Source organism: Arthrobacter sp. SLBN-53, from assembly GCF_006715585.1.
GTDB classification, from domain to species: Bacteria; Actinomycetota; Actinomycetes; order Mycobacteriales; family Mycobacteriaceae; genus Mycobacterium; species Mycobacterium neoaurum_A.
Genome location: NZ_VFNN01000001.1, coordinates 360,104 through 383,858, shown reverse-complemented (window position 1 = coordinate 383,858; position 23,755 = coordinate 360,104). Strand labels below are relative to the sequence as shown.

Annotated in this window: 20 protein-coding genes and 2 riboswitches; of the genes, 15 read left to right on the top strand and 5 right to left on the bottom strand. The window is 67.6% G+C overall.

Annotated features, from left to right (window positions below; all coding sequences use genetic code 11):
• Window positions 1–196: 196 nt before the first annotated feature.
• The 15 genes from FBY28_RS01875 (at window position 197) to FBY28_RS01805 (ending at window position 15,996) form a co-directional block, all read left to right on the top strand.
• Window positions 197–1,198 carry a TRAP transporter substrate-binding protein gene (locus tag FBY28_RS01875; RefSeq protein ID WP_141863839.1) on the top strand — a complete coding sequence of 334 codons (1,002 nt, stop codon included), beginning with the start codon at window positions 197–199 and terminating at the stop codon, window positions 1,196–1,198.
• Complete coding sequence (locus tag FBY28_RS01870; protein WP_141863837.1) at window positions 1,195–1,986, top strand: maleate cis-trans isomerase family protein; 792 nt, start codon at window positions 1,195–1,197, stop codon at window positions 1,984–1,986. Before FBY28_RS01875 ends, FBY28_RS01870 begins: the two co-directional genes overlap by 4 nt.
• Window positions 1,986–2,558 (top strand): TRAP transporter small permease, encoded by a 573-nt coding sequence (locus FBY28_RS01865; protein ID WP_141863835.1) that lies wholly within the window; start codon window positions 1,986–1,988, stop codon window positions 2,556–2,558. Before FBY28_RS01870 ends, FBY28_RS01865 begins: the two co-directional genes overlap by 1 nt.
• Window positions 2,555–3,832: a TRAP transporter large permease gene (locus FBY28_RS01860; protein ID WP_141863833.1), complete on the top strand. Its 1,278-nt coding sequence runs from the start codon at window positions 2,555–2,557 to the stop codon at window positions 3,830–3,832. The genes FBY28_RS01865 and FBY28_RS01860 overlap by 4 nt, the downstream gene beginning before the upstream one ends.
• A 4-nt stretch (window positions 3,833–3,836) precedes the next feature.
• Window positions 3,837–4,760, top strand: coding sequence for a LysR family transcriptional regulator (locus FBY28_RS01855; RefSeq protein ID WP_141863831.1), 924 nt, complete (start codon window positions 3,837–3,839; stop codon window positions 4,758–4,760).
• 143 nt (window positions 4,761–4,903) lie between these two features.
• Window positions 4,904–5,734 carry an alpha/beta fold hydrolase gene (locus FBY28_RS01850; RefSeq protein ID WP_160145452.1) on the top strand — a complete coding sequence of 277 codons (831 nt, stop codon included), beginning with the start codon at window positions 4,904–4,906 and terminating at the stop codon, window positions 5,732–5,734.
• Entirely contained in the window at window positions 5,731–6,765 is a 1,035-nt protein-coding gene (locus tag FBY28_RS01845) for a putative NAD(P)H-quinone oxidoreductase, PIG3 family (RefSeq protein WP_141863826.1), read from the top strand. Before FBY28_RS01850 ends, FBY28_RS01845 begins: the two co-directional genes overlap by 4 nt.
• Window positions 6,731–7,378 carry a flavin reductase family protein gene (locus FBY28_RS01840; protein WP_141863824.1) on the top strand — a complete coding sequence of 216 codons (648 nt, stop codon included), beginning with the start codon at window positions 6,731–6,733 and terminating at the stop codon, window positions 7,376–7,378. Before FBY28_RS01845 ends, FBY28_RS01840 begins: the two co-directional genes overlap by 35 nt.
• Window positions 7,375–8,835: a 4-hydroxyphenylacetate 3-hydroxylase family protein gene (locus tag FBY28_RS01835; protein WP_141863822.1), complete on the top strand. Its 1,461-nt coding sequence runs from the start codon at window positions 7,375–7,377 to the stop codon at window positions 8,833–8,835. The genes FBY28_RS01840 and FBY28_RS01835 overlap by 4 nt, the downstream gene beginning before the upstream one ends.
• On the top strand, window positions 8,832–9,248 hold the full coding sequence (locus FBY28_RS01830; protein WP_141863821.1) for a RidA family protein: 417 nt from the start codon (window positions 8,832–8,834) through the stop codon (window positions 9,246–9,248). The genes FBY28_RS01835 and FBY28_RS01830 overlap by 4 nt, the downstream gene beginning before the upstream one ends.
• Window positions 9,245–9,919, top strand: a complete 675-nt coding sequence (locus FBY28_RS01825) for a DUF1028 domain-containing protein (RefSeq protein ID WP_141863819.1) — start codon at window positions 9,245–9,247, stop codon at window positions 9,917–9,919. Before FBY28_RS01830 ends, FBY28_RS01825 begins: the two co-directional genes overlap by 4 nt.
• Window positions 9,909–11,039 carry a M20 family metallopeptidase gene (locus tag FBY28_RS01820; protein ID WP_286177641.1) on the top strand — a complete coding sequence of 377 codons (1,131 nt, stop codon included), beginning with the start codon at window positions 9,909–9,911 and terminating at the stop codon, window positions 11,037–11,039. The genes FBY28_RS01825 and FBY28_RS01820 overlap by 11 nt, the downstream gene beginning before the upstream one ends.
• A 13-nt stretch (window positions 11,040–11,052) precedes the next feature.
• Window positions 11,053–11,150: riboswitch (glycine riboswitch) on the top strand.
• A riboswitch (glycine riboswitch) is annotated at window positions 11,151–11,245 on the top strand.
• Window positions 11,246–11,284: 39 nt separating this feature from the next.
• Complete coding sequence (gcvP, locus tag FBY28_RS01815) at window positions 11,285–14,185, top strand: aminomethyl-transferring glycine dehydrogenase (protein ID WP_141863814.1); 2,901 nt, start codon at window positions 11,285–11,287, stop codon at window positions 14,183–14,185.
• A 9-nt stretch (window positions 14,186–14,194) separates the two neighbouring features.
• Window positions 14,195–15,100 carry an alpha/beta fold hydrolase gene (locus FBY28_RS01810; protein WP_141863811.1) on the top strand — a complete coding sequence of 302 codons (906 nt, stop codon included), beginning with the start codon at window positions 14,195–14,197 and terminating at the stop codon, window positions 15,098–15,100.
• Between the two features lie 32 nt (window positions 15,101–15,132).
• Window positions 15,133–15,996 (top strand): endonuclease/exonuclease/phosphatase family protein, encoded by an 864-nt coding sequence (locus tag FBY28_RS01805; protein WP_216847436.1) that lies wholly within the window; start codon window positions 15,133–15,135, stop codon window positions 15,994–15,996.
• Here FBY28_RS01805 and FBY28_RS01800 read toward each other — a convergent pair.
• Genes FBY28_RS01800 through FBY28_RS01780 form a run of 5 tightly spaced genes read right to left on the bottom strand, consistent with a single transcriptional unit; the run spans window position 15,977 to window position 23,560 of the window.
• The gene (locus FBY28_RS01800; protein WP_141863809.1) at window positions 15,977–18,007 is read right to left on the bottom strand and encodes a vWA domain-containing protein; all 2,031 of its coding nucleotides are present in this window, start codon (window positions 18,005–18,007) and stop codon (window positions 15,977–15,979) included. The genes FBY28_RS01805 and FBY28_RS01800 overlap by 20 nt on opposite strands.
• A gap of 46 nt (window positions 18,008–18,053) precedes the next feature.
• Window positions 18,054–20,237, bottom strand: a complete 2,184-nt coding sequence (locus FBY28_RS01795; RefSeq protein ID WP_141863807.1) for a malate synthase G — start codon at window positions 20,235–20,237, stop codon at window positions 18,054–18,056.
• Between the two features lie 41 nt (window positions 20,238–20,278).
• A complete protein-coding gene (locus tag FBY28_RS01790; protein WP_141863805.1) occupies window positions 20,279–21,157 on the bottom strand; it encodes a 3-methyladenine DNA glycosylase in 879 nt (292 codons plus the stop codon).
• Complete coding sequence (locus FBY28_RS01785) at window positions 21,154–22,206, bottom strand: hemolysin family protein (RefSeq protein ID WP_019509985.1); 1,053 nt, start codon at window positions 22,204–22,206, stop codon at window positions 21,154–21,156. The genes FBY28_RS01790 and FBY28_RS01785 overlap by 4 nt, the downstream gene beginning before the upstream one ends.
• A complete protein-coding gene (locus FBY28_RS01780; RefSeq protein ID WP_141863803.1) occupies window positions 22,196–23,560 on the bottom strand; it encodes a hemolysin family protein in 1,365 nt (454 codons plus the stop codon). Before FBY28_RS01780 ends, FBY28_RS01785 begins: the two co-directional genes overlap by 11 nt.
• Window positions 23,561–23,755: the final 195 nt, after the last annotated feature.

Here is a 23,755-nt window from a genome sequence, read left to right as displayed (position 1 = left end):
GGCGTCACGTCGAAGTGACCACTGCTGCAGTTAATTTCGTGTTACGTGGCATCTGTTTGACAGATGCAGACGCTCGCTTTTGACTGTTTGACGCGGTCCAATCGCCATCGGATTCTTGACTTCATCGCGTTGGCATCGGCGCCGGCCCGGATCCTGAGTCACGCCCGAAACCCGTTGGGCCCACGAGAGGAACACGATGAAGTCATTGGCGAAAGCGGTCACGGTATGCGGTGTGGCGGCCGCGCTGGTGCTGACCGGATGTACGAAATCGGATGAAACTCACTCCGGTGCAACAAAATTGATGCTTGCTGTCGAGACGAGTGCAGGAGATCCGTTGGCCGACATGCTGTTGGCCTTCGCCGACGAGGTCGAGAAGAAACTCGGCGATTCCGTCGAGCTCACGGTGCAGACCGGCGGCGCCATCGGTGACGAGGAGGCGGTGCTGCAGGGCCTGCGAGCCGGTGCGATCGACGTGGCCGCGGTGAGCGGCTCGGTGGCCAATCTGGATCCCAACTTCACGATCATGGACATGCCGTTCCTGTTCACCGACCGCGACACTGTGGTGGAATTCCTCGACGGCCCTTTCGGTGACGAGCTCAGTGAATCGCTGGTGCAATCGGTCGGCGCGCGCGTCATCGGATTCGGCGAGAACGGCTTCCGCCAGATCACCAACAATGTGCGCCCGATCAACACCTCCGCAGACCTGGCCGGTCTGAAGATCCGCGTTCCGGGTAACCCGGCCCGCGTCGCGCTGTTCGAGGCCCTCGGTGCCGCGCCCACCCAGATCGACATCGGCGAGGCCTACCTGGCGCTGGATCAGGGGGTGCTCGACGGGCAGGAGAACCCATTGAAGGTCATCGACGCATTCTCGTTCTACGAGAAGCAGCGCTACCTGTCGCTGACATCGCATATCTACAGCCCGGTCTACCTGACGGTCAACGAGGACACCTGGCAGGGCCTCAGCCCCCAGATTCAGCAGGGGCTTACCGCGGCCGCCGCCGCGGCCGCGGCGACCAGTCGCACCGCAGGCGCCGAGGCCGACGAGCAGTTGCTGTCCAAGTTCGAGGCGGCCGGTGTACAGGTCAACGAGGCCGACGTGAACCAGCTCAGCGAGGTCGTCAGCGGTGTGCGGGAGGATATCGCCGATGACATCCCCGGCGATTTCGCCGACCGCGTGCTGGCCGAGTACCGCCAGTGAGCCCCGTCCGTGCGGGCAGCCGACGTCGCCCACAGCTGCCCCTGGGCGCTCTGAACACCGCGACCCGGATCGGGCTGGTGTACATGGCATCCAGCACGCTGATGGAGGCCGAGATGTATGCGATGTCGACCCCGGCAGCCACCATCCACACCAGTCGCGTCACCCTGCCCAGCGTGACCGTCGACGGTATCGATGCGATGATGCGGTCCCCGGAACTGCGCACCGCGACCGAACTGGTGGCCCAGGCCCCACTGGATGTGCTGGTCTTCGGCGGTACCAGTGCCTCGTTCCTGCACGGCACCGCGTGGGACCGGATGCTCGTCGGACACCTGGAGCAGTGGAGTGGTCTGACCGGCCGCTGCACCACCACCTCGACGGCGAGCATCGCCGCGCTGGCGGCGGTCCAGGCCGGCCCCATCAGTCTGGTCACGCCGTACCGCCAGGAGGTGGTCGACCGGGCGACGCGCTTCTTCGGCGAGAACGGCCATACCGTGGTTGCCTCGGTCGGGCTGGGCATCACCAGCGATCACGAGCTGGCCGAGGTGCCGTTGGAACGCGTCTACGACCTGGCTTGTGAGACCGACACCGATGACGCGTCCGCGGTGTTCATCAGCTGTACCAACTTCGCCAGCGTCGGCGCCATCGCCGCCCTGGAGTCAGAATTGGGCAAACCGGTGATCAGCGCGGTGCAGGCATCGTTCTGGTACGCGTTGCAGATCGCCGACGCCTACGCCGCACGCCCCGGGTTCGGATCGCTGATGGACACCCGGCTGGAAGGCGAGCGCTGATGCTGAAGAAGGACGAACATCCCATCGCCGAGCCCACCGACGTCGCCATGGTGCTGGACTCCACCTTCGGCGTCGACCCCACCCCGGGTGGCCGCACGTTGATCGATTGGACGCTCGAGATCCTCTGCGCGGCAATGCTCGCCGCGATCACCCTGATCCTGTTCGCCAACGCGGTGTTGCGCTTTGTGTTCAACTCCCCGCTGGGGTGGACCGAGGAATTGGTGACCGGGCTGATGTTGTGGCTGACCATGCTCGGCTTCACCCTAGGGGTGCGACGCCGCGAATCGATCGAGATCCGGGCATTCGTCGGGCGCCTCCCGGTGCGCATGCAGGTGTGGCTCAAGCTGGCTACCGACCTGCTGACGGCTGCGGTGCTGCTGCACCTGGCCTGGTTCGCCTATCTGTACGTCACCAAGTTCGGTGGTGATCCGAGCCCGTATCTGCGGCTGCCCAAGGGATTCTTCCTCGCCGCGCTCCCGGTCGGAGCGACGGTGGCGGCACTGGTGGTGTTGTTCCAACTGCCGGGGTGCCGGGCCGCCCTGGTGCGCCAACTGCGTGAGGACGAGTCGTGATCCTGACCCTGACGCTGGTGACGATCGTCGGGCTGCTGCTGTTGGGCACTCCGCTGATCATCGCGATGGCCAGCGGCGTCGCTGTCTACGCCACGCTCGGCGGATCGTGGATGCTGCAATACCCCCAGCAGGTCACCGACGGGATGAGCAGCTTCGTGCTGCTGGCCATGCCACTGTTCATCCTGGCCGGCGTGGTGATGAACGCCGGTGGGGTCGCCGAACGCGTATTCGCCTTTGCCCGCGCCATTTTCGGCTCGTTGCCGGGCGGACTGGCCCAGGTCGACGTGTCGACCAGCCTGTTCTTCGGCGGGATGGTCGGCACCTCGGTCGCCGATCTCGCGGGCACCGGTTCCACCCTGATCCCGCAGATGAAGAAGCATGGCTATCCGGGTCCGTACGCGGCGGCCGTGACGGCTTCTTCCTCGGGCATCGGCCCGCTGATCCCGCCGTCCTCGCCGATGATCCTCTATGCCGCGGCCACGGGAACCTCGCTGGGTGCGCTGTTCTTGGCGGGCATCGTCCCCGGCATCATCCTCACCGTCGTGCTGATGGTGGTGGTCGCCGTACAGGCCCGGCGCAACGGCTGGGGGGAGAAGATCCCGTTCAGCTGGCGTGAGGTGTGGCGCACCTTCCGCGGTGCCATTCTGGCGTTCGGGGTACCGCTGCTGGTGGTGCTCGGCCTGACGATGGGGGTCTTCACCCCCACCGAATCGGGCGCGTTCGCCGTGGTGTACGCGATCGTCGTCTCCGCGGTGGTGTTCCGCTCGCTGGGGCCGCGCAGGCTGTACCGGTGTCTGGTCGAGGCGGCGGTGCTGACCGGTGAGGTCATGCTCATCGTGGGGGTCTCGGTCGCCCTTGGTGCGGTGCTCGCGATGGCGGGCTTGCCCAAGGCGCTCACCGAATTCGCCACCCACATCGTGCCCGGTGATGCCCAACTCGGTTATGTGCTGATCCTCACGGTGGTCGCCATCCTGGCCGGCATGCTTTTCGACCCGCTGATCCCGGTGATCATGCCGGTCATGCTGCCGACCATGCTGGCGGTGGGGATCGACCCTGTCTACTTCGGTGTGATCATCGTCCTGACCGTGATCATCGGCCAGGTCTCCCCGCCGGTGGCGATGTCACTGGTGGTCGCCGCCAAGATCGCCCGCGTCGACGCATGGCGGGTGCTGCGCGCCAACACGCCGTTCCTTGTCGCCACGGTCGGCGTGCTGCTGCTGGTGATATTCGTACCCGCGCTGGCCACCTGGCTGCCGACGACGCTGGGGGAGTGAGGCGATGTCCGGGGTGGACCAGCTGCGCGGTATCTCGTTGACACAGCTGCGGTACTTCATCCGGGTTGCCGAGCGCGAGAGTATGACGCGGGCGGCCGAGGACCTCTTCGTCGCGCAGTCGGCGGTGTCCTCGGCCGTGGCGCACCTGGAGAAGGAACTGGGTGTGCAGCTGTTCATCCGCAGGCACGCCAAGGGCCTGATCCTCACCTCGGCGGGCAAGGAACTGCTGCTGCGCACCCGCCAGACACTCACCGCGCTGGCCGAGTCCCTCGAATCGGTAGCAGGTGAGTCGCAGGCATTCTGGGGTCCGCTGTCGGTGGTGTGCTTCAGCCCGATCGCGCCGTTCTACCTACCGTCGATCCTGGCCGGGCTCAAACGGGACCATCCGGGCCTTGAAGTCAATGTCACCGAGGCAGTGGCCGGTGAGGTCGGCGAGTACCTGGAATCCGGGCGGGCCGAGGTTGCCCTGACCTACGATCTGGCACTCGGGGACGGTATAGACCGCGATGTGCTCGCCGAGATCCGGCCCTATGCCGCACTTCCGGCCGGCCACCGGCTGGCCCGCGCCGAGAGTGTGCGCCTGGCCGACCTGGTGGACGAGCCGATGATCCTGGTCGATCTGCCTTACAGCCGTGACTATTTCATCGGGGTATTCACCCGGCGCGGTCTGCATCCCAACATCCAGTACCGCTCCAGCAGTTATGAAACGGTGCGTGCCATGGTGGCCCAGGACCATGGATACAGCCTGCTGCACCAGCGGCCCGCCACCGACAGCACCTACGCCGGCGGCAGTGTGGTCGCCGTGCCCATCGCCGACGATGTCATGCCCCTGCGTGTGGTGGTGGCCACGCTGCAGGCCATGCGTATGAGCAGGCGTGCAACTGTTTTCGCCGATCGCTGCCGGGCGGTGGTCGCTGAGGTCGGCTGACCGGCGCCCTTCCGCCGCATCGCCGTGGCAGCTGCATTGCATCTGATATTGCGATGCAACACAGCGTAATTCACTGTTTGTCAGCCTCCCTGCCGGTGGCCTTGGATCGAATCAGTACACAGATCCGAAGACATGGAGGCCAGGTGAGCGACGGCGAGCTGACACCGATGTACGTCGAGACGCGGGCGGGACGGGTGCACGTCGTCACCAAGAACGGGCACAGCGACCGGCCCTGCTTGGTGCTGCTGCACCAGACCCCGCGCAGCTGGGACGAATTCGCGGCGGTGGCCGACCTGATAGAGGATTACCGCCTGGTCATCCCGGATCTGCCCGGCTACGGCGGATCACCGGCCTCCGGGGAGAACACGATCGAGGCCGCCGCTGCCGCGGTATGGGCATTGCTGGACGCGCTGCGCGTCCCGTGCGCGCATCTGGTCGGCCATCATTTCGGTGGATTGGTCGCCTACCAGATGGCCGCGACGAGTCCGGACCGGGTGCAGTCGCTGGTGTTGTCGTCGACACCATTCATCGACGAGCAGGAACGTATCCGCCGGCGTGTCGCCGCGCCATTCAATGCGGTTGACGACCAACCGGATGGCAGCCACCTGACCGTGCTGTGGCAGCGCCGCGCCGAATACCTGGCCTGCCCGGAACCGGGCGTGCAGGCCCGCTACATCCGAGATGTGTTGGCCCACCCCGACCCAGACCGCGGGCATACCGCGGTCTCGGTATACCGGTCCGAGGACCGGGTGGGCGGCTATCCCGGCCCGGTGCTGTGCCTGGCATCGGCGCGCGACCCGCGTGCCTTCCCGCGGCGCACAGAGATTCTGGCTGCCTTCCCCGGGGCCGTCGAACATGTTCTCGCCCAGGGAGACATCTCCAGCCCGGAAACCTGTGCTGTCGAGTTCACCGCGGCGGTGCTGGCATTCCACAACGGTCTGAAAGCCGGAGTGCACGCCGAGGCGGCCTCATGAGCGCGATGGTGGCGGCGGTGCTCTGCGATCCGACCGGGCCGCAACCGCTTCGTCTGGACAGTGTTCCGATACCGGTGCCCGGTCCCGGTGAGGTGTTACTGGCGGTGGGCGCCTTCGCCCTGAACAACGCCGAGCTGCTGCAGTGCGCGGGCACACTGCCCGCGCCGCCGGGTGCCGTCCCCGGTCTGGAATGCGCCGGGGTCGTCGTCGCACTGGGTGCGGGCGTGCACACCCTGCACACGGGCGACCGGGTCGCGGCGCTGACGCGCGCGGGTTCCTACGCCGAATACGTCGCCGTGCGCGCCGACACCGTTCTGCCGTTACCCGACGATGTGGAGCTCTGCGTGGGCGCCGCGTTGCCAGAGGCGGCAGCCACCGCATGGTGGAATCTCGTGTGCCGCGGCCGGTTACGGACCGGCGAACGGGTATTGGTGCACGGCGCGGCTGGGGGAGTCGGCTCACTTGCGGTTCAGCTGGCCCGCGCGCTGGGAGCGTCGGTGACCGGTACCGCCCGCGGGCCGGTCAAGACCGCGCTGTGCCGCGACCTCGGCTGCGATTCGGTGCTCGACTATGCCGAACAGGACGTGTTCGACGCCGTCCGGCGCAGGCAACCCGGGGGTTTCGACATCATCCTGGACAACCAGGGTGCGCCCACCCTCAACGCCAACATCGGCGTACTCGCACCCGGCGGGCGGTTGGTCGTCATCGGGGTGGCCGGCGGAAGCGAGGGAGTCTTGGATCTCGCTGCGCTGATGGCCGCAGGCGCCGAGGTTTCCTCCTCGAGTCTGAGTCGGCTGACCGATGCGGCGCGGGCCGCGATCTGCCGAGAGTTGCGTAGCGAGGTGCTGCCGCGGGTGCGGACGCGTGAGATCTGGCCGGTACTCGACGAGCAGGCCTTCACCCTCGCCGATATCGATGCCGCCCACAAGCGGTTCGGCGCCGCTGACCGGATCGGCAAGGTGGTGGTGACGACCACAGCCGACATCTCCAAAAGCGATGCACATCAACGGAATCAGCTCTTTGTCAGATGACGCCGGGCCGGGCAGCATGGAGATCGCGGATACCAACGCTGCGGTCCGCGTCTCCCGCCCCGATTCTGAAACGCGAGGCATCCCAATGAAATCCACTCTGTCATCCGTGGACGCTCGGGCGTTCATCCGAGCGATAAGCTGCGCGGCGACACCCGTGACCATCGTGACCACCCTGGCGCAGCAGCAGCGCTGGGGTCAGACGGTCTCCGCGGTCAGCCGGGTGTCCGATGAGCCGGCCGTGCTCGGTGTGTGCATCAACCGCCGCAGCCCCATCAATGCCGCCATCCAGCACAGCGCCGACTTCAATGTCTCGCTGCTCGGTCCCGATCATCACGGCGTCGCCGATGTTTTCGCCGGCCGCCGGCACGGCGGACGGGATCCGTTCACCTTCGACGATGCGCAATGGAGCCCGGGCCGCAACGGCCTTCCTGTCTACACCGCCGGCGTGGCGTCCTTCGAATGCGCGCTTGTCAGCGTCACCGACGTCGGTTCGCACCATCTCTACCTCGGCGCGGTGCGACATGTCGTGCACACCGATGCCGAACCGCTGCTGCACCTACGTGGCAGTTACCGCACCCTCTCGGCCCACCACATGGAAGGACAGCACGCATGATCAAGACCGGAGACGAGTACCGCGCGTCCATCGACAGCGGACGGGAGATCTACATCGATGGTGAACAGGTTCACGATGTGACCAAACACCCGATGTTCGCCCCGATCATCGACATCCGGGCCCGCATCTACGACCTGGCCCACGATGCGGCCACCGCCGACGTGATGAGTTATGTCGACGAAAACGGCGAGCGCAACTCGATCGCGAACAAGATGCCGCTGACACAGCAGGATTGGATCGACAAGCGCGCCGCGATCGACCTGGTGCTCGACGAGGCGCGCGGTGTCGTGACCCGAGTCGGTGACGAGACCATCGGCGAGATGTGGGCACTCTATGACGGCCAAGACGTCCTCAACGAGGTCGACCCGCGATTCGCCGAGAACATCCGCAGGCATGTCAAGTTGGCCGCCACCGGCGACCCGTTCCACATCTCGGCCAACACCGATCCCAAGGGTGACCGCTCCAAACGTCCCCAGGACCAGGACCCGGACATGCTCTTGCACGTGGTCAAGGAGACCGGCGACGGCATCATCGTGCGCGGCGCCAAGTACGAGACGGCCGCCCCGTACGCCACCCAGGCCTACACCAAGCCGACCATTGCCAATTGGGGGGATGCGAAACTCTCCGATTACGCGGTGGGGTTCATCGCCGACCTGAACGCGCCGAATCTGAAGTTCATCTGCCGCACCGGGTTCGCCGGCAGGCGTGATGCTGCGGACTACCCGCTGTCCAATCGGGTCGACGAGGTCGAGTCGCTGGTCATCTTCGACAACGTGCTGATCCCCTGGGACGACATCCTGTTCTACCGACACACCAGAGCGGCCACCTTCGTGCGCAGCTGCCTGCACCGCTACAGCGCACTGCCGTATGTGCACCGGTCGATCCGGTTCGCCGATCTGATGATCGGTGCCGCGCTGTTCAACGTGCGGCAGACCGGTCTGGACGGCAATCCCGCGGTCCAGGAGAAGCTCGCGATGCTGGCCTGTTATCGCGAGGGGATCGACGCGCACCTCACCGCCGCGGTCGCCACCGCCGAAACCAGTCCGGGCGGATTGTTGATGCCGAATCAGTCGCTGCTGTACGCAGGCCGGGTGTGGGCGCAGACCCAGCTGCCTCAGATGATGCACACCGCGCGCGAGTTGTGCGGCGGACAGATCTGTATCACCCCGGACTCGGCGACCTTCGGTATCCCCGGCGCGGCGCACTGGCTGGAGAAGTACTACTCGATAACCGACGAGTGGCAGGCCGATGATCGGCGCAAGCTCCTGGCATTCGCCCGTGACCTGCTCAACAGTGACTACGCCGGACACCGGCTGACCTTCCAATTGTTCGCCCAGGCGCCACCTTTCGCGCATTACCAGGCCGTCTACCGAAATTTCGACTTCGACGGTCCGCTGGCCATGGTCAGGGCCGCGGCCGAACTGTCCGACAAGGTGAGCGGGGGTGCGCGACCGTGAGCCACGTCCGGATCCGCCCCTTCAACACCCGTGACACCTACCCCGAGCAGGACATCGACAACGACCTGTGCCAGGCCGTCGTCGCCGGGGACACCATCTACCTGCGCGGACAGATCGGTCAAGACCTCGACACCGCCGAGAACATCGGGGTCGGTGACGTGGCCGCCCAGACCGAACAGGCGATGGCCAATATCGCGATGTTGCTCGGCGAGGCCGGCGCCACCGTCGACGATATCGTGAAAGTGACTGTCTACCTTGTTGATCCGCGCTACCGTGAAACGGTCTACCGGGTCATCGGGCGCTGGCTCAAGGGTGTGCATCCGGTCTCCACCGGACTGGTTGTCAGCGCACTGGCCCGACCTGAATGGCTGGTCGAGGTCGACGCCATCGCGGTCCGGCAGCGGGCGTCATGACGTTCTCGATGGCCGTGCTGGACCGCGATACCGGGGCGCTCGGCATGGTGATCGCGTCCTCGTCGCCGGCGGTGGCCGCGCGCTGCCTGCACATCCGGCCGCACCTGGGCGCGGCGGCCAGCCAGAATGTCACCGACCCCCGACTCGGCGCACAGCTGCTGGACCGGTTGGTCGCCGGCGACGATGCCAAGACCGCGTTGGACACCGTGGTCGAGGGTCATCCGCTGCGGGACTATCGGCAGCTGACCGTGCTGGACCGTGCCGGCCGCACTGCCGCCTTCAGCGGCGCCGGCGCGCTCGGCAACCACCACCACGTGGCCGGTGACGGGGTGGTCGCGGCGGGCAACATGCTCGCCGGACCCGCCACCATCACCGAACTCGTGCGTGGCTACGAGTCATCCGGTGCCCGGCAATTGGAACGCCGACTGCTCGACGGTTTGACTGCGGCGCTGTCCGCAGGCGGTGAAGAGGGGCCGATCCACGCCGCGGGTCTGTTGGTCTACCGCAGCGTCGCATGGCCGGAGACCACGCTGCGGGTGGACTGGGCCGATGACCCGGCCGCCGCACTGGCAGAGCTGTGGACGGTGTGGGAACCGCAGCGCGATGATTACGTCCGGCGGGCCCTGGACCCGGCTGCGGCGCCGAGCTTCGGTGTGCCCGGTGACCGCTAAGGCGATTGCCGGCGAGTACCTGGCGCGCTCCTGGGAGCTGGTCCGGGGGATCAGCGCGCGGTTGCATGCCGACCCCGAGCCGGCCTGGCAGGAGTTCCGGGCCCACCGGATGCTCACCGCGCTGCTGACCGAGCACGGTTTCGACGTCGATACCCGCGCAGGCGGGCTGGAGACGGCGTTTCACGCTCGGTACGGCACCGGGCCGCTGCACGTCGCTTTCATCGCCGAGTACGACGCGCTGCCCGGCCTCGGGCATGCCTGCGGACACAACCTGATCGCCGCGTCGTCGATCGGCGCGGCGTTGATGGCGCAGCACGCCGACCGTGGGCGCGACCTGACCGTGCACGTCATCGGTACCCCGGCAGAGGAGGGCGGTGGTGGCAAGATCCACCTGCTCGACGCCGGGGAGTTCGACGGTCTCGACGCCGCGCTGATGATGCATCCGGGTCCGGTCGATGCCCCGCGCGCCGAGCCGATGGCGGTGGCGCACTGGAAGATCGTCTACCGGGGTGTCACCGCCCATGCCGGGGCCTACCCGCACCTGGGCGTCAACGCCGCCGATGCGTTCACCGTCGCGCAGGTCGCCATCGGCCTGCTGCGCCAACAGTTGCCGCCGACCACCCGGGTGCACGGCATCGTCACCGAGGCGGGCACAGCACCCAACGCCATCCCCGACGTGGCCACCGGCCGCTGGTATGTGCGGGCCCGCACGCTTGCCGATCTGGCCGGTATCGAGGGCCGTATCCGCCATTGTTTCGCGGCGGGCGCGCTGGGAACCGGCTGTGAACTGGAGATCGAGCTGGAATCCCCGCCGTACGCCGAGTTCCGTACCGACGAGGAGTTGCTGGCGCTGTTCATCGCCAACGCCGCGGCGGTCGGCCGCGATATGACCGCAGAGCCGGCCGAGGGTGCCGCCGCGATGCGGACGGCCTCGACGGACATGGGCAATGTGTCCCAGGTCGTGCGCGCGATCCACCCCTATCTGGGCATCGGATCGCTGCCTGCGGTCAACCATCAACCCGCATTCGCCGACGCGGCGGTGGGTCCGGCGGCCGAGGCCGCCCTGCGCGACGGTTCCACCGCGCTGGCGTGGACGGCGCTGGAACTGGCCAACCGCTAGAATCGAGCCGTATCGCCCATGCGCGGGAGAGTTCCGTGGTCGCCAGCCACGGACGCCGAAGGAGCAACACCTCTCCGTCAACCTCTCAGGCCCCCGGACCGCGCGCGGCCACGATGCCTCTGGAAAGCGGTGCTGCGCGCACCCGCCCATGGGGAAAGGCCCGGATCCGGGCTGAATCTCTCAGGCACCCCGACAGAGGGAGAGGACGCGCTTCGCGGCGCACACCTCGACCCGGGGAGACTTCTGTGTCACCTGATGTGCCTTCGACCTCGTCCGGTTTCGTTGCCCGCCATATCGGGCCCGATTCCGACGCCATCACCACCATGCTGGGTGTGATCGGCGTCGGTTCCCTCGACGAACTGGCAGGCAAGGCGCTGCCAGCCGGCATTCTCGACGCGGTCGGTGCAGACGGTGTCGCCCCCGGTCTGGAACAGCTACCGCCCCCGGCCACCGAGGAAGAGGCGCTGGCCGAGCTGCGCGCGCTCGCCGATGCGAACACCGTCGCGGTCTCGATGATCGGGCAGGGGTATTACGACACACTGACACCGCCGGTGCTCACCCGCAACATCCTGGAGAACCCCGCCTGGTACACCGCCTACACGCCGTATCAGCCCGAGATCAGCCAGGGACGGCTGGAGGCGCTGCTGAACTTCCAGACGATGGTCGCCGATCTGACCGGGCTGGACGTGGCCAACGCCTCGATGCTCGACGAGGGCACCGCCGCCGCCGAGGCGATGACGTTGATGCACCGTGCGGTGAAGGGCCCCTCCAACCGGCTGGCCGTGGACACCGATGTGTACGCCCAGACCGCTGCGGTGCTCGCCACCCGCGCCGAACCGCTGGGTATCGAGATCGTCACCGCCGATCTGAGCCAGGGCCTGCCCGACGGTGACTTCTTCGGGGTCATCGTCCAGCTGCCCGGCGCGAGTGGGCTCATCCAGGACTGGTCTGATCTGGTCTCTGCCGCCCACGAGCGCGGCGCCCTGGTCGCTGTCGGTGCCGATCTGCTTGCCGCGACGCTGATCACCCCGCCAGGGGAATTCGGTGCCGATGTCGCCTTCGGCACCACGCAGCGGTTCGGTGTGCCGATGGGCTTCGGCGGTCCGCACGCCGGTTACCTGGCCGTGCACACCAAGCACGCCCGCCAGCTGCCCGGCCGTTTGGTCGGTGTGTCGTTGGATGCCGACGGCTCACCGGCCTACCGATTGAGCCTGCAGACCCGCGAGCAGCACATCCGCCGCGACAAGGCCACCAGCAACATCTGCACCGCGCAGGTGCTGCTTGCGGTGATCGCCGCCATGTACGCCAGCTATCACGGTGCCGCCGGCCTGACGGGCATCGCCCGCCGCGTGCACAAGCACGCGGCAAGGATCGGCGCCGGCCTCGGTGATGCCCTGGTGCACGAGGCTTTCTTCGACACCGTGGCCGCCCACGTCCCCGGTCGCGCCGACGATATCGTCGCCGCCGCGAAAGAGGCGGGGATCAACCTGTGGCGCGTCGACGCCGACCATGTGTCGGTTGCCTGCGACGAGGCGACCACCGACGCCCACGTCGACGCCGTGCTCGCCGCTTTCGGAGCCGCCCCGGCGGCGACATCGGGTTCCGGAGCCGCCCCGGCGGCGACATCGGGTTCCGGAGCCGCCGCCGTCGAGCCTTCCGGTGTCGATATCGAGACCCGCACAACGGGATTCCTGACCCATCCGGCGTTCCACCTGTACCGCACCGAGACCTCGATGATGCGGTACCTGCGCTCGCTGGCCGACAAGGACATCGCGCTGGACCGCAGCATGATCCCGCTGGGTTCGTGCACGATGAAGCTCAACGCGGCCGCCGAGATGGAGCCCATCACCTGGCCGGAGTTCGCCAAGCAGCACCCGTTCGCTCCGGCGTCGGACAATCCCGGTCTGCGCCGGCTGATCTCGGATCTGCAGACCTGGCTGACCGGGATCACCGGCTACGACGAGATATCGTTGCAGCCCAATGCGGGGTCCCAGGGTGAGTACGCCGGTCTGCTGGCCATCCAGGCCTACCACCGCGCCAACGGCGACACCGAACGCAATGTCTGCCTGATCCCGTCCAGCGCGCACGGCACCAACGCGGCCTCTGCGGCGCTGGTCGGGATGCGGGTCGTGGTGGTGAAGTGTCGGGCCAATGGTGACGTCGACCTGGATGACCTGCGCGCCAAGGTATCCGAGCATGCCGAGCGGCTCGCCGCGTTGATGATCACCTATCCGTCCACGCACGGGGTGTACGAGCACGATGTGGCCGACATCTGCGCCGCGGTGCATGACGCCGGCGGTCAGGTCTACGTCGACGGCGCCAACCTCAACGCGCTGGTGGGCCTGGCCCGCCCGGGCCGGTTCGGCGGTGATGTGAGCCATCTGAACCTGCACAAGACGTTCTGCATCCCGCACGGTGGTGGTGGTCCAGGTGTCGGGCCGGTGGCGGTGCGCAGCCACCTGGCGCCGTACCTGCCCGGCCATCCGCTGGCCGACGAGCTCGGCGATCAGTACACCGTGTCGGCGGCGCCCTACGGGTCGGCGTCGATCCTGCCGATCACCTGGACCTATATCCGGATGATGGGTGCGGTGGGGTTGCGGGCGGCTTCGCTGACGGCGATCGCGTCGGCGAACTACGTGGCTCGCCGGCTCGACGAGCACTTCCCGGTGCTCTACACCGGTGAGGGCGGCATGGTTGCCCACGAATGCATCCTCGATCTCAACCCGATCACCAAGGCGACCGGGGTCACCGTCGACGATGTCGCGAAACGCTTGGCCGACTTCGGCTTCCACGCCCCGACCATGAGCTTCCCGGTTGCCGGCACGCTGATGGTCGAGCCCACCGAGAGTGAGAGCCTTGCCGAGGTCGACGCGTTCTGCGACGCCATGATCGCGATCAGGGCCGAGATCGACAAGGTCGGATCCGGGGTGTGGCCCGCCGATGACAATCCCTTGCGCGGGGCTCCGCACACCGCCGAATCGCTGCTGGTGAGCGACTGGGCGCATCCGTACAGCCGCGAGGAGGCCGCCTACCCGTTGGGCAAGGGCTTCCGTCCCAAGGTGTGGCCACCGGTGCGCCGCATCGACGCCGCCTACGGCGACCGCAATCTCGTCTGTTCGTGCCCGCCGGTGGAGGCATTCGCTTAGCCTGACCGGGTGCTACCGGCAGATGTGCGGGACTGGGCGGACGGTGGTCGATTCCTGATCACCCCGTCGGGTCGGATCTTCGTCCGGTCCGCACCGGGCGCGGGCCCGACGCTGCTTCTGCTGCATGGTTTTCCGTCCAGCTCCTTCGACTACCGCAGGGTCGTCGACGAGTTGGCCGGACAAGCCTGGCTGACGCTGGACTTCCTGGGGTTCGGCCTGTCGGACAAGCCTCGGTGGGCAGGAGCGCAGCGACGGGGGAGTAGGCGCGGGCCGTACGTGTACAGCCTGCTGGAGCAGGCCGACATCGTCGAGCATGTGCTCGCGCAGACGACGACCGGTCCGGTGGTCATGGTGGCCCACGATATGGGCACCTCGGTGGCCACCGAACTGTTGGCCCGAGATGTCGAGGGGCGCCTGCCCTTCGATCTGCGTGCCGCCGTGCTCACCAATGGCAGCGTGATCCTGGAGCGCGCCAGTCTGCGCCCGTCGCAGAAGATGCTGCGCGGCCCGCTGGGTCCGCTGCTGTCCCGGCTGACCGGTCGCGCCGCATTCACCCGTGGTTTCGCTCGGCTGTTCGCTCCGGCGCATCCGCTCACGGACGACGAGGCCGAGGCACAGTGGGCGTTGTTGGCCCACAACGGCGGTCATCGCATCATGCATCTGCTGTGCGCGTATCTGGACGAGCGCGTGCGGTACGCATCGCGCTGGCACGGGGCTATCGCGGACTGGCCGAAACCGCTGAGCTATCTGTGGGGGCTGCAGGATCCGGTCGCGACGGTCAACGTATTGGCCGGCCTGCGTGATCTGCGGCCGGCCGCCGACGCGGTCGAGTTGTGCGACGTCGGGCACTACCCGCAGGTGGAGGTGCCGATCCGGTTCGCCGCGCAGGTCAGGAATCTCTTGTCGCTGCAGTGACAGCGGGGCCCGGCGGCGTACGTTTGGGTGTCATGAAGCGGCTCTGGCCCTCGGTGTTACGCAGGACCACGTCGATGCCGGTGCGACGGTTCGACTCCGGCTGGACCCGTACCGCAGACCTGCACGGTGGCGGCGCTGATCTGGACCGGCTGTCGCTGGCGACCTACAACATCTGGTTCAACGGACTGTTCGCGCGGCAGCGGTATGAGGCGATCGCCGCCATCCTGGCCGCAGAAGCCCCGGATGTCATGGTGTTCCAAGAGGTCACCGAGCCGGCACTGACCGTGCTGCTGGCCCAGCCCTGGGTCCGCGCGCACTACTCCAGCGCCGCGGTATGCGGTGGCAGGCTCGGTCACTACGGCATGCTGCTGTTATCGCGTATCCCGGTCGATCGGGTGAGCTACACACGGCTGCCGTCCAACCTGGCCCGCGGGTACCTGACGGCGCGGTACACCGTCGGCGGCCGGGCCCTCACCGTCGTGGGGCTGCACCTGGAAAGCGGCAAGGCCGCGGCCGCGTTGCGCGAACGCCAGCTGCGGCTGGTCGTCGACTCGGTGCGCAGCCACGCGGATGTCGCGATCATGGGGGACTTCAACCTGCGCGACGCCGAGAACGCCATCGTGCCCGCGGACTTCGTGGACGTCTGGCCGACGCTGCATCCCGATGACCCGGGATTCACCGAGGACACCACGATCAACCACATGCGCTATGACATGAAGGACAAGCACCGCCACGTCCGATTCGATCGGGTGCTGCTCAAAGCCGACACCTGGACGGCGCACTCCGTCCGGCTGCTCGGGCGGGAACCGGTCTCACCCGAGCTGCCGCGAATCTTCCCCTCGGATCACTTCGGCGTGCAGTGCACGCTCGAACGCGTCAGCCGAGAAACTCGCTGACGGCATCGCCGAACGCCGGATCGGCGGCACCGGTGACGTTGCGGTACTGACCACCGCTGGCCTGGGCCACCGCCTCCCACGTCGCCCGATCCGGGTCGTCACCGATGTTGATGACGTTGACCGCCACCGGTCGCTGCTGATTGGCCGCGCCCTGGATGTAGGAGATCAACCCGGGACCGTCGAGACTGCGGTCGGTGTGCGGGCCCGCGGTCACGACCAGTACCGAATTCGGTTGATCGGGACGGAAACCGGCGCCTGCTTCGCCGTAGACCAGGCGCAGCGTGGTGAACGACACCGCACCGCTGGCGGATCCGCCCTGGGACTGCAGGCTCGAACCGAGCGCCGCGGACCGTGGGGTTCCGCCGATATCGTCTCCGAGCGGACCGGTGGTGATCGCCGACCTGCCGGACACCCCGTCGAAAGTCCACAGACCCACGGCCGCGGACGGCGGCAGTTGTTGCAACCGGTCGTTGAGTGCGGTCGCGACGTCGGTCAGCCCGGGCGCGGACTGACCGAGCATCACGGTGACCGTGCCGTCCTGCACCGGGGCGGCCAACCGGGCCGCCAGACTTGCCCGGTCGGCCGGATTTGCGAACGACAGCGGTGCGGTCACGGCCGGGAAGTCGGTCACCGCGCTCTCCGGATTCGATGCGCCGTCGGCGCGGAAACCGGCCTCGGCCAATTTGGCGAGCTGCTCGGGTTTGCGCATGAAGCGGTCGAATTCGCTGGCGGCACTGACCTGTTCCTTGGCCAGTCGGTCGCCGCTGAGCAGCACGACAGGGAAGTCGGCCACCGGGGTCGCACCGGCCGGGATCACGGCGGCCAACTTGCTGCCCGCATCGGACATGTCTGCTCCGCGCCGGAACACCTGCTGCTCGGTGGTGGCCACGGCATGTACCGGCGCCGCGGCCGGGTCGGCGGCATCGACGAGCGCATCGAGTGCGGTGGACGCCTGCTTGTCGGCGAGTTCGGGCTGCGCGCCCATGAGCCGTTGCGCGGCACCGGCACCGGAGGTCACCGGCGCGTTCGGGGCCGCAGACGCCGCCGCGACGGCCTCAGCCGCGAGGATGCCCGCATCGCTGTTGCCCGCCATCGGTAAGGCCAACCGCAATCCGCCCCAGCCGGGCAGATTCAGTCCGTCCAGACCGGCCGGGTCGGTCTGCAGGTTCGGCAGCGCCGACCAGTTCTGATCGGACAACGCGCTTTTCAGTTCAGGTCGCACGGCGAGCACCACCGGCGAGCTGACCAGGGACCGGCTGTCGATCACCGATTCCGGTCCCGCTGCTGCCTCCAGCCGGGACTCCGCCGACGAACTGCCGGGCAGCCACACCGCGGGCCGCTCGCCGAGTTCGCCGGGCCAGTCGCCCTTGAACCCCGCGACGACGGCGTCGGCGTCGGCGGAGGTGACGGCCACCTTGACGCAGCGGTCGCCGACGCGCGGATTGGTCCCCACGTAATCCTCGGCCTGGGCCGAGATCTGGTCGGCGATGGCCGGATCGGCGACGACGGCGACGGTGACCTCGCCTTCGACGCACCGGTCGGCCGAGGCCTGGCTGCGGTCGGAGAGCGCGTTGCCGAAGAACTGCCACAGGATGACCGCGCCGACCACGGCGACCACCGTGATCAGTGCGATGACGACACCCCGGCTGACGGTGCGTCGGCCGGGTGTGATGGCCCGGTGCGAACCGGTCCATTCCCCGCCCTCGAAGGTGCGTTGCCGACCGGTGACCGAGAACGCCTGGGTCGGGGAGTCCTCGTCGGCGACTGCCGGGAAACCACGCGGAGCCGGAGCCGGGTCCTCGTACGTGTGGTCCGCGCGGTCGTGCGGGCGAGGCTCGTCGTAGTCGGCTTCCGTGTCGTACCGGTAATCGTCTGCGTCGTAACCGAACTCGGGCTGTTCGTGCTGCCCGTCCGACGACCCGGCAGCGGGTTCGTCACGGCGGGGGTCGCCGAACACTCCGAACTGCTCATCAGGCTGGTCGTCGGGATCGGGAATGCTGTGCCGGCCCATCCCTACCCTCTTGTCTCGTCGTGTCGAATACCCCGCCGAAGTCTAGTCACTGGTTCGCGGCACGCGCCTTGAACTCACGACGGCGTCGGTGCAGGATCGGCTCGGTGTAGCCGCTGGGCTGCTGTGCCCCCGAGAGGATGAGCTCCTGAGCCGCCTGGAAGGCGATGCTGGCCTCGGGGTCGGGTGCCATCGGCAGATAGTCGGCGTCGCCGGCGTTCTGCTCGTCGACGATGGCGGCCATCCGGCGCAGGCTCGCCTTGACATCACCCTCGGTGATGACGCCGTGACGCAGCCAGTTGGCCAGCAACTGACTCGAAATCCGCAGCGTGGCACGGTCTTCCATCAGCGCCACATTGTGGATGTCGGGCACCTTGGAGCAGCCGACACCGGCGTCGATCCAGCGCACGACATAACCGAGGATCGACTGGCAGTTGTTGTCCACCTCTTCGTGGATCTCGTCGGGGGACCAGGCCAGCTCACCGGCCAGCGGGATGGTCAGCAGCTCGTCGATGGTGGCGCGCTTCTTGCCTGCCAGTTCGGACTGCACCGCGGCGACATCGACCTGGTGGTAGTGCATCGCGTGCAGGGTCGCCGCCGTGGGCGAGGGCACCCACGCGGTGGTAGCGCCGGCCTTGGGCTGGCCGATCTTCTGCTCGACCATATCGGCCATCAGGTCGGTCATCGCCCACATGCCCTTGCCGATCTGGGCGCGACCGGCCAACCCGGTCGCCAGGCCGGTGTCGACGTTGGCGTCCTCGTAGGCCTTGATCCAGGGCTGCGATTTCATCGCACCCTTGCGAATCATCGGGCCCGCCTCCATCGAGGTGTGGATCTCGTCGCCGGTACGGTCCAGGAAGCCGGTGTTGATGAACACGACGCGGTCGGCGGCGGCCTTGATGCACGCCTTCAGGTTCAGCGTGGTGCGGCGCTCCTCGTCCATGATGCCGACCTTGAGGGTGCCCTGCGGCACGCCGATGACATCTTCGACGCGGGAGAACAGCTCGCAGGTGAACGCGACCTCGTCGGGGCCGTGCATCTTGGGCTTGACGATGTAGACCGAACCGGTGCGCGAGTTGCGGTACGGGCCGTTCTGCTCGCCCTCCTTGAGGCCGTGGATGGCGATCAGGCCGGTGAACAACGCGTCCTGGATTCCCTCGGGCACCTCGGCGCCGTCGGCACCGTCATTGTCGAAGACGATGGCGTCGTTGGTCATCAGGTGTCCGACGTTGCGGACGAACAGCAGGCTGCGGCCGGGCAGGCTGAGCTCGCCGGACCCGTCCGGGCGGGTGAACTCCCGATCGGGGTTGAGCACCCGGTTGAAGGACTTGCCGCCCTTGCTGACCTCTTCGGAGAGGTCGCCGCGGTTGAGTCCCAGCCAGTTGCGGTAGCCGAGCACCTTGTCCTCGGCGTCGACGGCGGCCACCGAGTCCTCGAAGTCCATGATGGTCGTGATCGCCGACTCCAGGACGACATCCTTGATGCCTGCCTTGTCGGTCGATCCGATCGGCGAGGACGGGTCGATGAGGATCTCGATGTGCAGGCCGTTGTGCTTGAGCAGCACCGACCAGGACGCCGAGCCCAGCTCGCCGGTGTATCCGACGAATGCCGACGGATCGGCCAACGAGGGAATCAGCTGCCCGTCTTCGATCTTGACCTCGGTGATGTCGGCCCACGAGCCGTCGGCCAGCGGCACCGCCTCGTCGAGGAAGTTGCGGGCATAGGCGATCACCTTGTCGCCGCGGACCTTGTTATAAGACGTCCCGGCCTCGGCGCCGCCCTCGTCGGAGATGACGTCGGTGCCGTAGAGCGCGTCGTAGAGCGAGCCCCAGCGGGCGTTGGCGGCATTCAGCGCGAAGCGGGCGTTGAGGATCGGCACGACGAGCTGCGGGCCGGCGGTCGAGGTGATCTCGGTGTCCACCCCGGAGGTGGTCACGGTGAAGTCGGGAGGCTCGGGTGCCAGGTAGCCGATATCGGTGAGGAACTGCTTGTACTCGGCGGCGTCGAAGGGACCGATGACGCGCGCGCGGTGCCACCTGTCGATCTGGGCCTGCAGGTCGTCGCGGCGGGCGAGCAGCTCTTCGTTCTGCGGGGCGAGGTCGGCGACGACCTTGTCCACGCCCGCCCAGAAGCTGTCCGGATCCACGCCGGTGCCCGGCAACGCCTCATTGGTGATGAAATCGTGCAGCACCTTGGCGACCCGCAGGTTGCCGACGGTCACGCGCTCGGTCATGATTCCTCCCTTAACAGTCGACCCAGTTTACCCGTCGGTAACTACGCGCGAACGGGCGCGGGCAGCCGTGCCAGTAGCGCGTCACACCGGGCCAGCAGCGCCGCACGCAAGGGCGCGGCGCGGTCGGCGATGTCCTGCTGTGCCTTGGCGTACTGGGCACGGCCGGCGGCGGTTTCGATGGCCACCGGTGCAAAACCATAGTCGGTCAGGTCGTATGGGCTGGCACACATGTCCAAGACCCTGGCGTCGGCGGCCAGTTCCAGACAGTCCATCACGAGTTCGGACTCGACAAGCGGTCCCAACTTGTAGGCCCACTTGTAGAGATCCATGCCGCTGTGCAGACAGCCCGGTTGTTCGGTGGCGAGCTGGCCGTCCCTGGTGAGCTGCTCGGCGTTGCGTGGCATGGCGGCCGGGGTGAAGAACCGGAACGCGTCGAAGTGACTGCACCGCAGCGGCATCGACTCGACCACCGCATCGGTGCCGGATGCCCCCAGTCGCAGCGGCACCGCACCGTGGCGGACCTCGTCGGACCGGTACACCATCGCCCATTCGTGCAGCCCGAAACAGTTGAAGCGGGCCGGGCGCCGACTCGTGCCGTGCAACAGGGTGGCGACGAATTCGACGGTGTCGCGCCGCGCGCGCAGCAGCTCGTCGGAGACGCCGACCAGCCCGTCACGCTCGGTGTAGCCGGTGCGGTCCAGGAATCGCCGGGCGTCCGGCCCGGACAGGGCCACCCCGAACCCCGGATGCCAGCGGCGCAGCTGGCGTGGGCGCAGGCTGTAATAGGTGAACAGGAAGTCCCACACCGGATGCGGCTCACCGCGCCGGGCGCGCTGCAGATGCGGGTCGACGAACGTCTCGACGCGCCGCCGGTATGCGGCCTCGCGTGTCTTCCAGACGTCCTGACCGAGTGCGGTCACACCCGATGGGTCCCGTCGCGCACGGTCCCGACGAGGTCTTCGACCAAGTCCTCCAGCGTCACCATCGCGGTCACGCGGCCGCCGTTGGTGACCAGCGCGAGATGGCTCTTGGTGCGGCGCATCCGGGTCAGGGCGTCGGGCAGGGACATCGACGAGGGCACCTGGATGAGCGGGCGCACCATATCGGCGGGAAGCACCGTGAGGTCCTCGCTGAGCACCGGAAGGACATCCTTGATGTGCAGGTAACCCAGATAATTGCCGTCGGCGCCGGCGACCGGGAAGCGTGAGTAGCCGGTCTGCGAGAGCGCGTGTTCGATGGCGGCGATGGTCGGGCCCGCACCGGGCTCGGCGGCCGGCACCGCGAAGATCCGATCCAGCGGGATCGCAAGGTCGGCCACGTGGCGATCGCGGATCTGCAGGGCGCGGGTCAAGCGGGTGTGCTCCTCGCGGTCGAGCAGACCCTCCGAGAGCGATTCGGCGATCATGTCGGAGAGCTCCACGGTGGACACGGTCACGTCCAGCTCGTCCTTGGGCTCCACACGCAGCGCCCGCAACGTCGTGTTGGCGGCCCAGTTGTAGAAGGCGATGAAGGGTCGCGCCGCCCGGATGTAGAGCAGGTAGGGCGGGACGAGCAGCATCGCGGTGCTCTCCGGCCCGGCGATGGCGATGTTCTTGGGCACCATCTCGCCGAGCAGCACATGCAGGGTCACCACGACGGCCAGGGCGATGACGAACGACACCGTGTGCAGCATCGCGTCGCTGATGCCGATGAGCGCGGCGGGTTTCTCCAGCAGATGGGCCACCGCGGGTTCGCCTACACGGCCCAGCAGGATCGAGCAGATCGTGATGCCCAGCTGGGCGCCGGCCAGCATCAGCGACAGGTGTTCACCGGCACGCATGACGGTGACGGCGCGCTTCTTGCCCTGCTCGGCGAGTGCTTCCAGACGGTCACGCCGAGCGGAGATGAGCGCGAACTCGGCGCCGACGAAGAATGCGTTGGCTGCGAGCAGGAGCACGGCAAGACCGACTCCGAACAGATCACCACCCACGGGAGTTCTCCTCGGGGTCGGCGTCTACCTGCACCAGCTCCAGCAGGTCGATGCGCCTGCCGTCCATCCGCAGCACACGGGCATGCCATCGCATCGCCGGGTCGCCGGGGCGGTCCGGGTCGAATTCGGTCAGCTCGACGGTCTCGCCCACCTCCGGGATGTGTCCCAGCTTCTCCAGCACCAATCCGCCGATGGTCTCGTAGTCGCCCTCGGGGGCGCGGAACGGTGTCTCCGAGTCGACCTCGTCGATGCGCAACAGTCCCGACACCTGCCAACCGGCACGGCTCTGCACCACATCCGGGGTGGCGTCGTCGTGCTCGTCGCGCACATCGCCGACGATCTCCTCGATCAGATCCTCGACGGTGACCATGCCCGCGGTACCGCCGTATTCGTCGACGACCATGGCGGTCTGGATGCCATTGGCGCGGATCTGCGTCATCACCGCATCCCCGTCCAGGGTCGAGGGCACGGTCGGTACGGGCACCGCGAGCCGGGAGAGCGGGGTCCGTGCGCGCAGCTCGGTGGGCACCTCGAACACCTGCTTGACGTGCACCATGCCGACGGTCTGATCCAGGTCGCCGTCGACTATCGGGAAACGGGAGTGCCCCGTGCGGATCGCGGCGGCCATCAGGTCGGCCACGGTGTCCTCGATCTCCAGGGATTCGATCTTCGATCGCGGTGTCATCAGTTCCTCGGCGGAACGGTCGCCGAATTGCAGCGATCGGTCCACCAGTAACGCGGTGTCGGCGTCGAGTGCGCCGCTGCGCGCGGAGGTGCGCACCAGGGAGACCAGCTCCTGGGGTGAGCGGGCCGAACGCAGTTCCTCGGCCGGTTCGATGCCCATCCGGCGCAGGATCCAGTTGGCGGTGCCGTTGGTGGCCTTGATCACCGGAGTGAAGAGCTTGGAGAAGTACCACTGCGGGGCGGCGGCGAACCGGGCGGTGGCCAGTGGTTTGGCGACCGCGAGATTCTTGGGCACCAGCTCACCGAAGATCATCGACACCGAGGTGGCGATCAGCAGGGCCAGCGCCAGCGCGATGCCACTGACCCAGTCGGCCGGGATGCGGATCGCGGTCAACGGTCCGTAGAGCAACCGGGCGATCACCGGCTCGGCCAGATAACCGGTGGCCAATGTCGTGATCGAGATGCCCAATTGGGCGCCCGACAGCTGGAATGACAGCGTGCGATGGGCCTTGCGGATGAACTGGTCGCGTCGTCCGCCGGCCCGGGCATTGGCCTCGACGACGCTGCGTTCGAGGGCGGTCAGCGAGAATTCGGCCGCCACGAAGACCGCGGTGCCGGCGGTCAACAGGACGAAGGCCAGAAGGCTGAGCAGGGTCATGGTGAGAGTCACGGCCACCTCACCGGATGGCTGCCGGGCCGCGTGCCCGGCTGACTAGAGGACGGTTCGGCGTCGGATGCTTCGCCGGGTGGGGTGGCGGTGCCCGGTGGGATTCCCGCGCCCAGCGGTGAACCCGGAGCCTCCACGGGTGCCTGTGGCACGGGGTCCCTCTCTGGTCTTCGGCGCGACGCAGTCGCGGCATTCTTC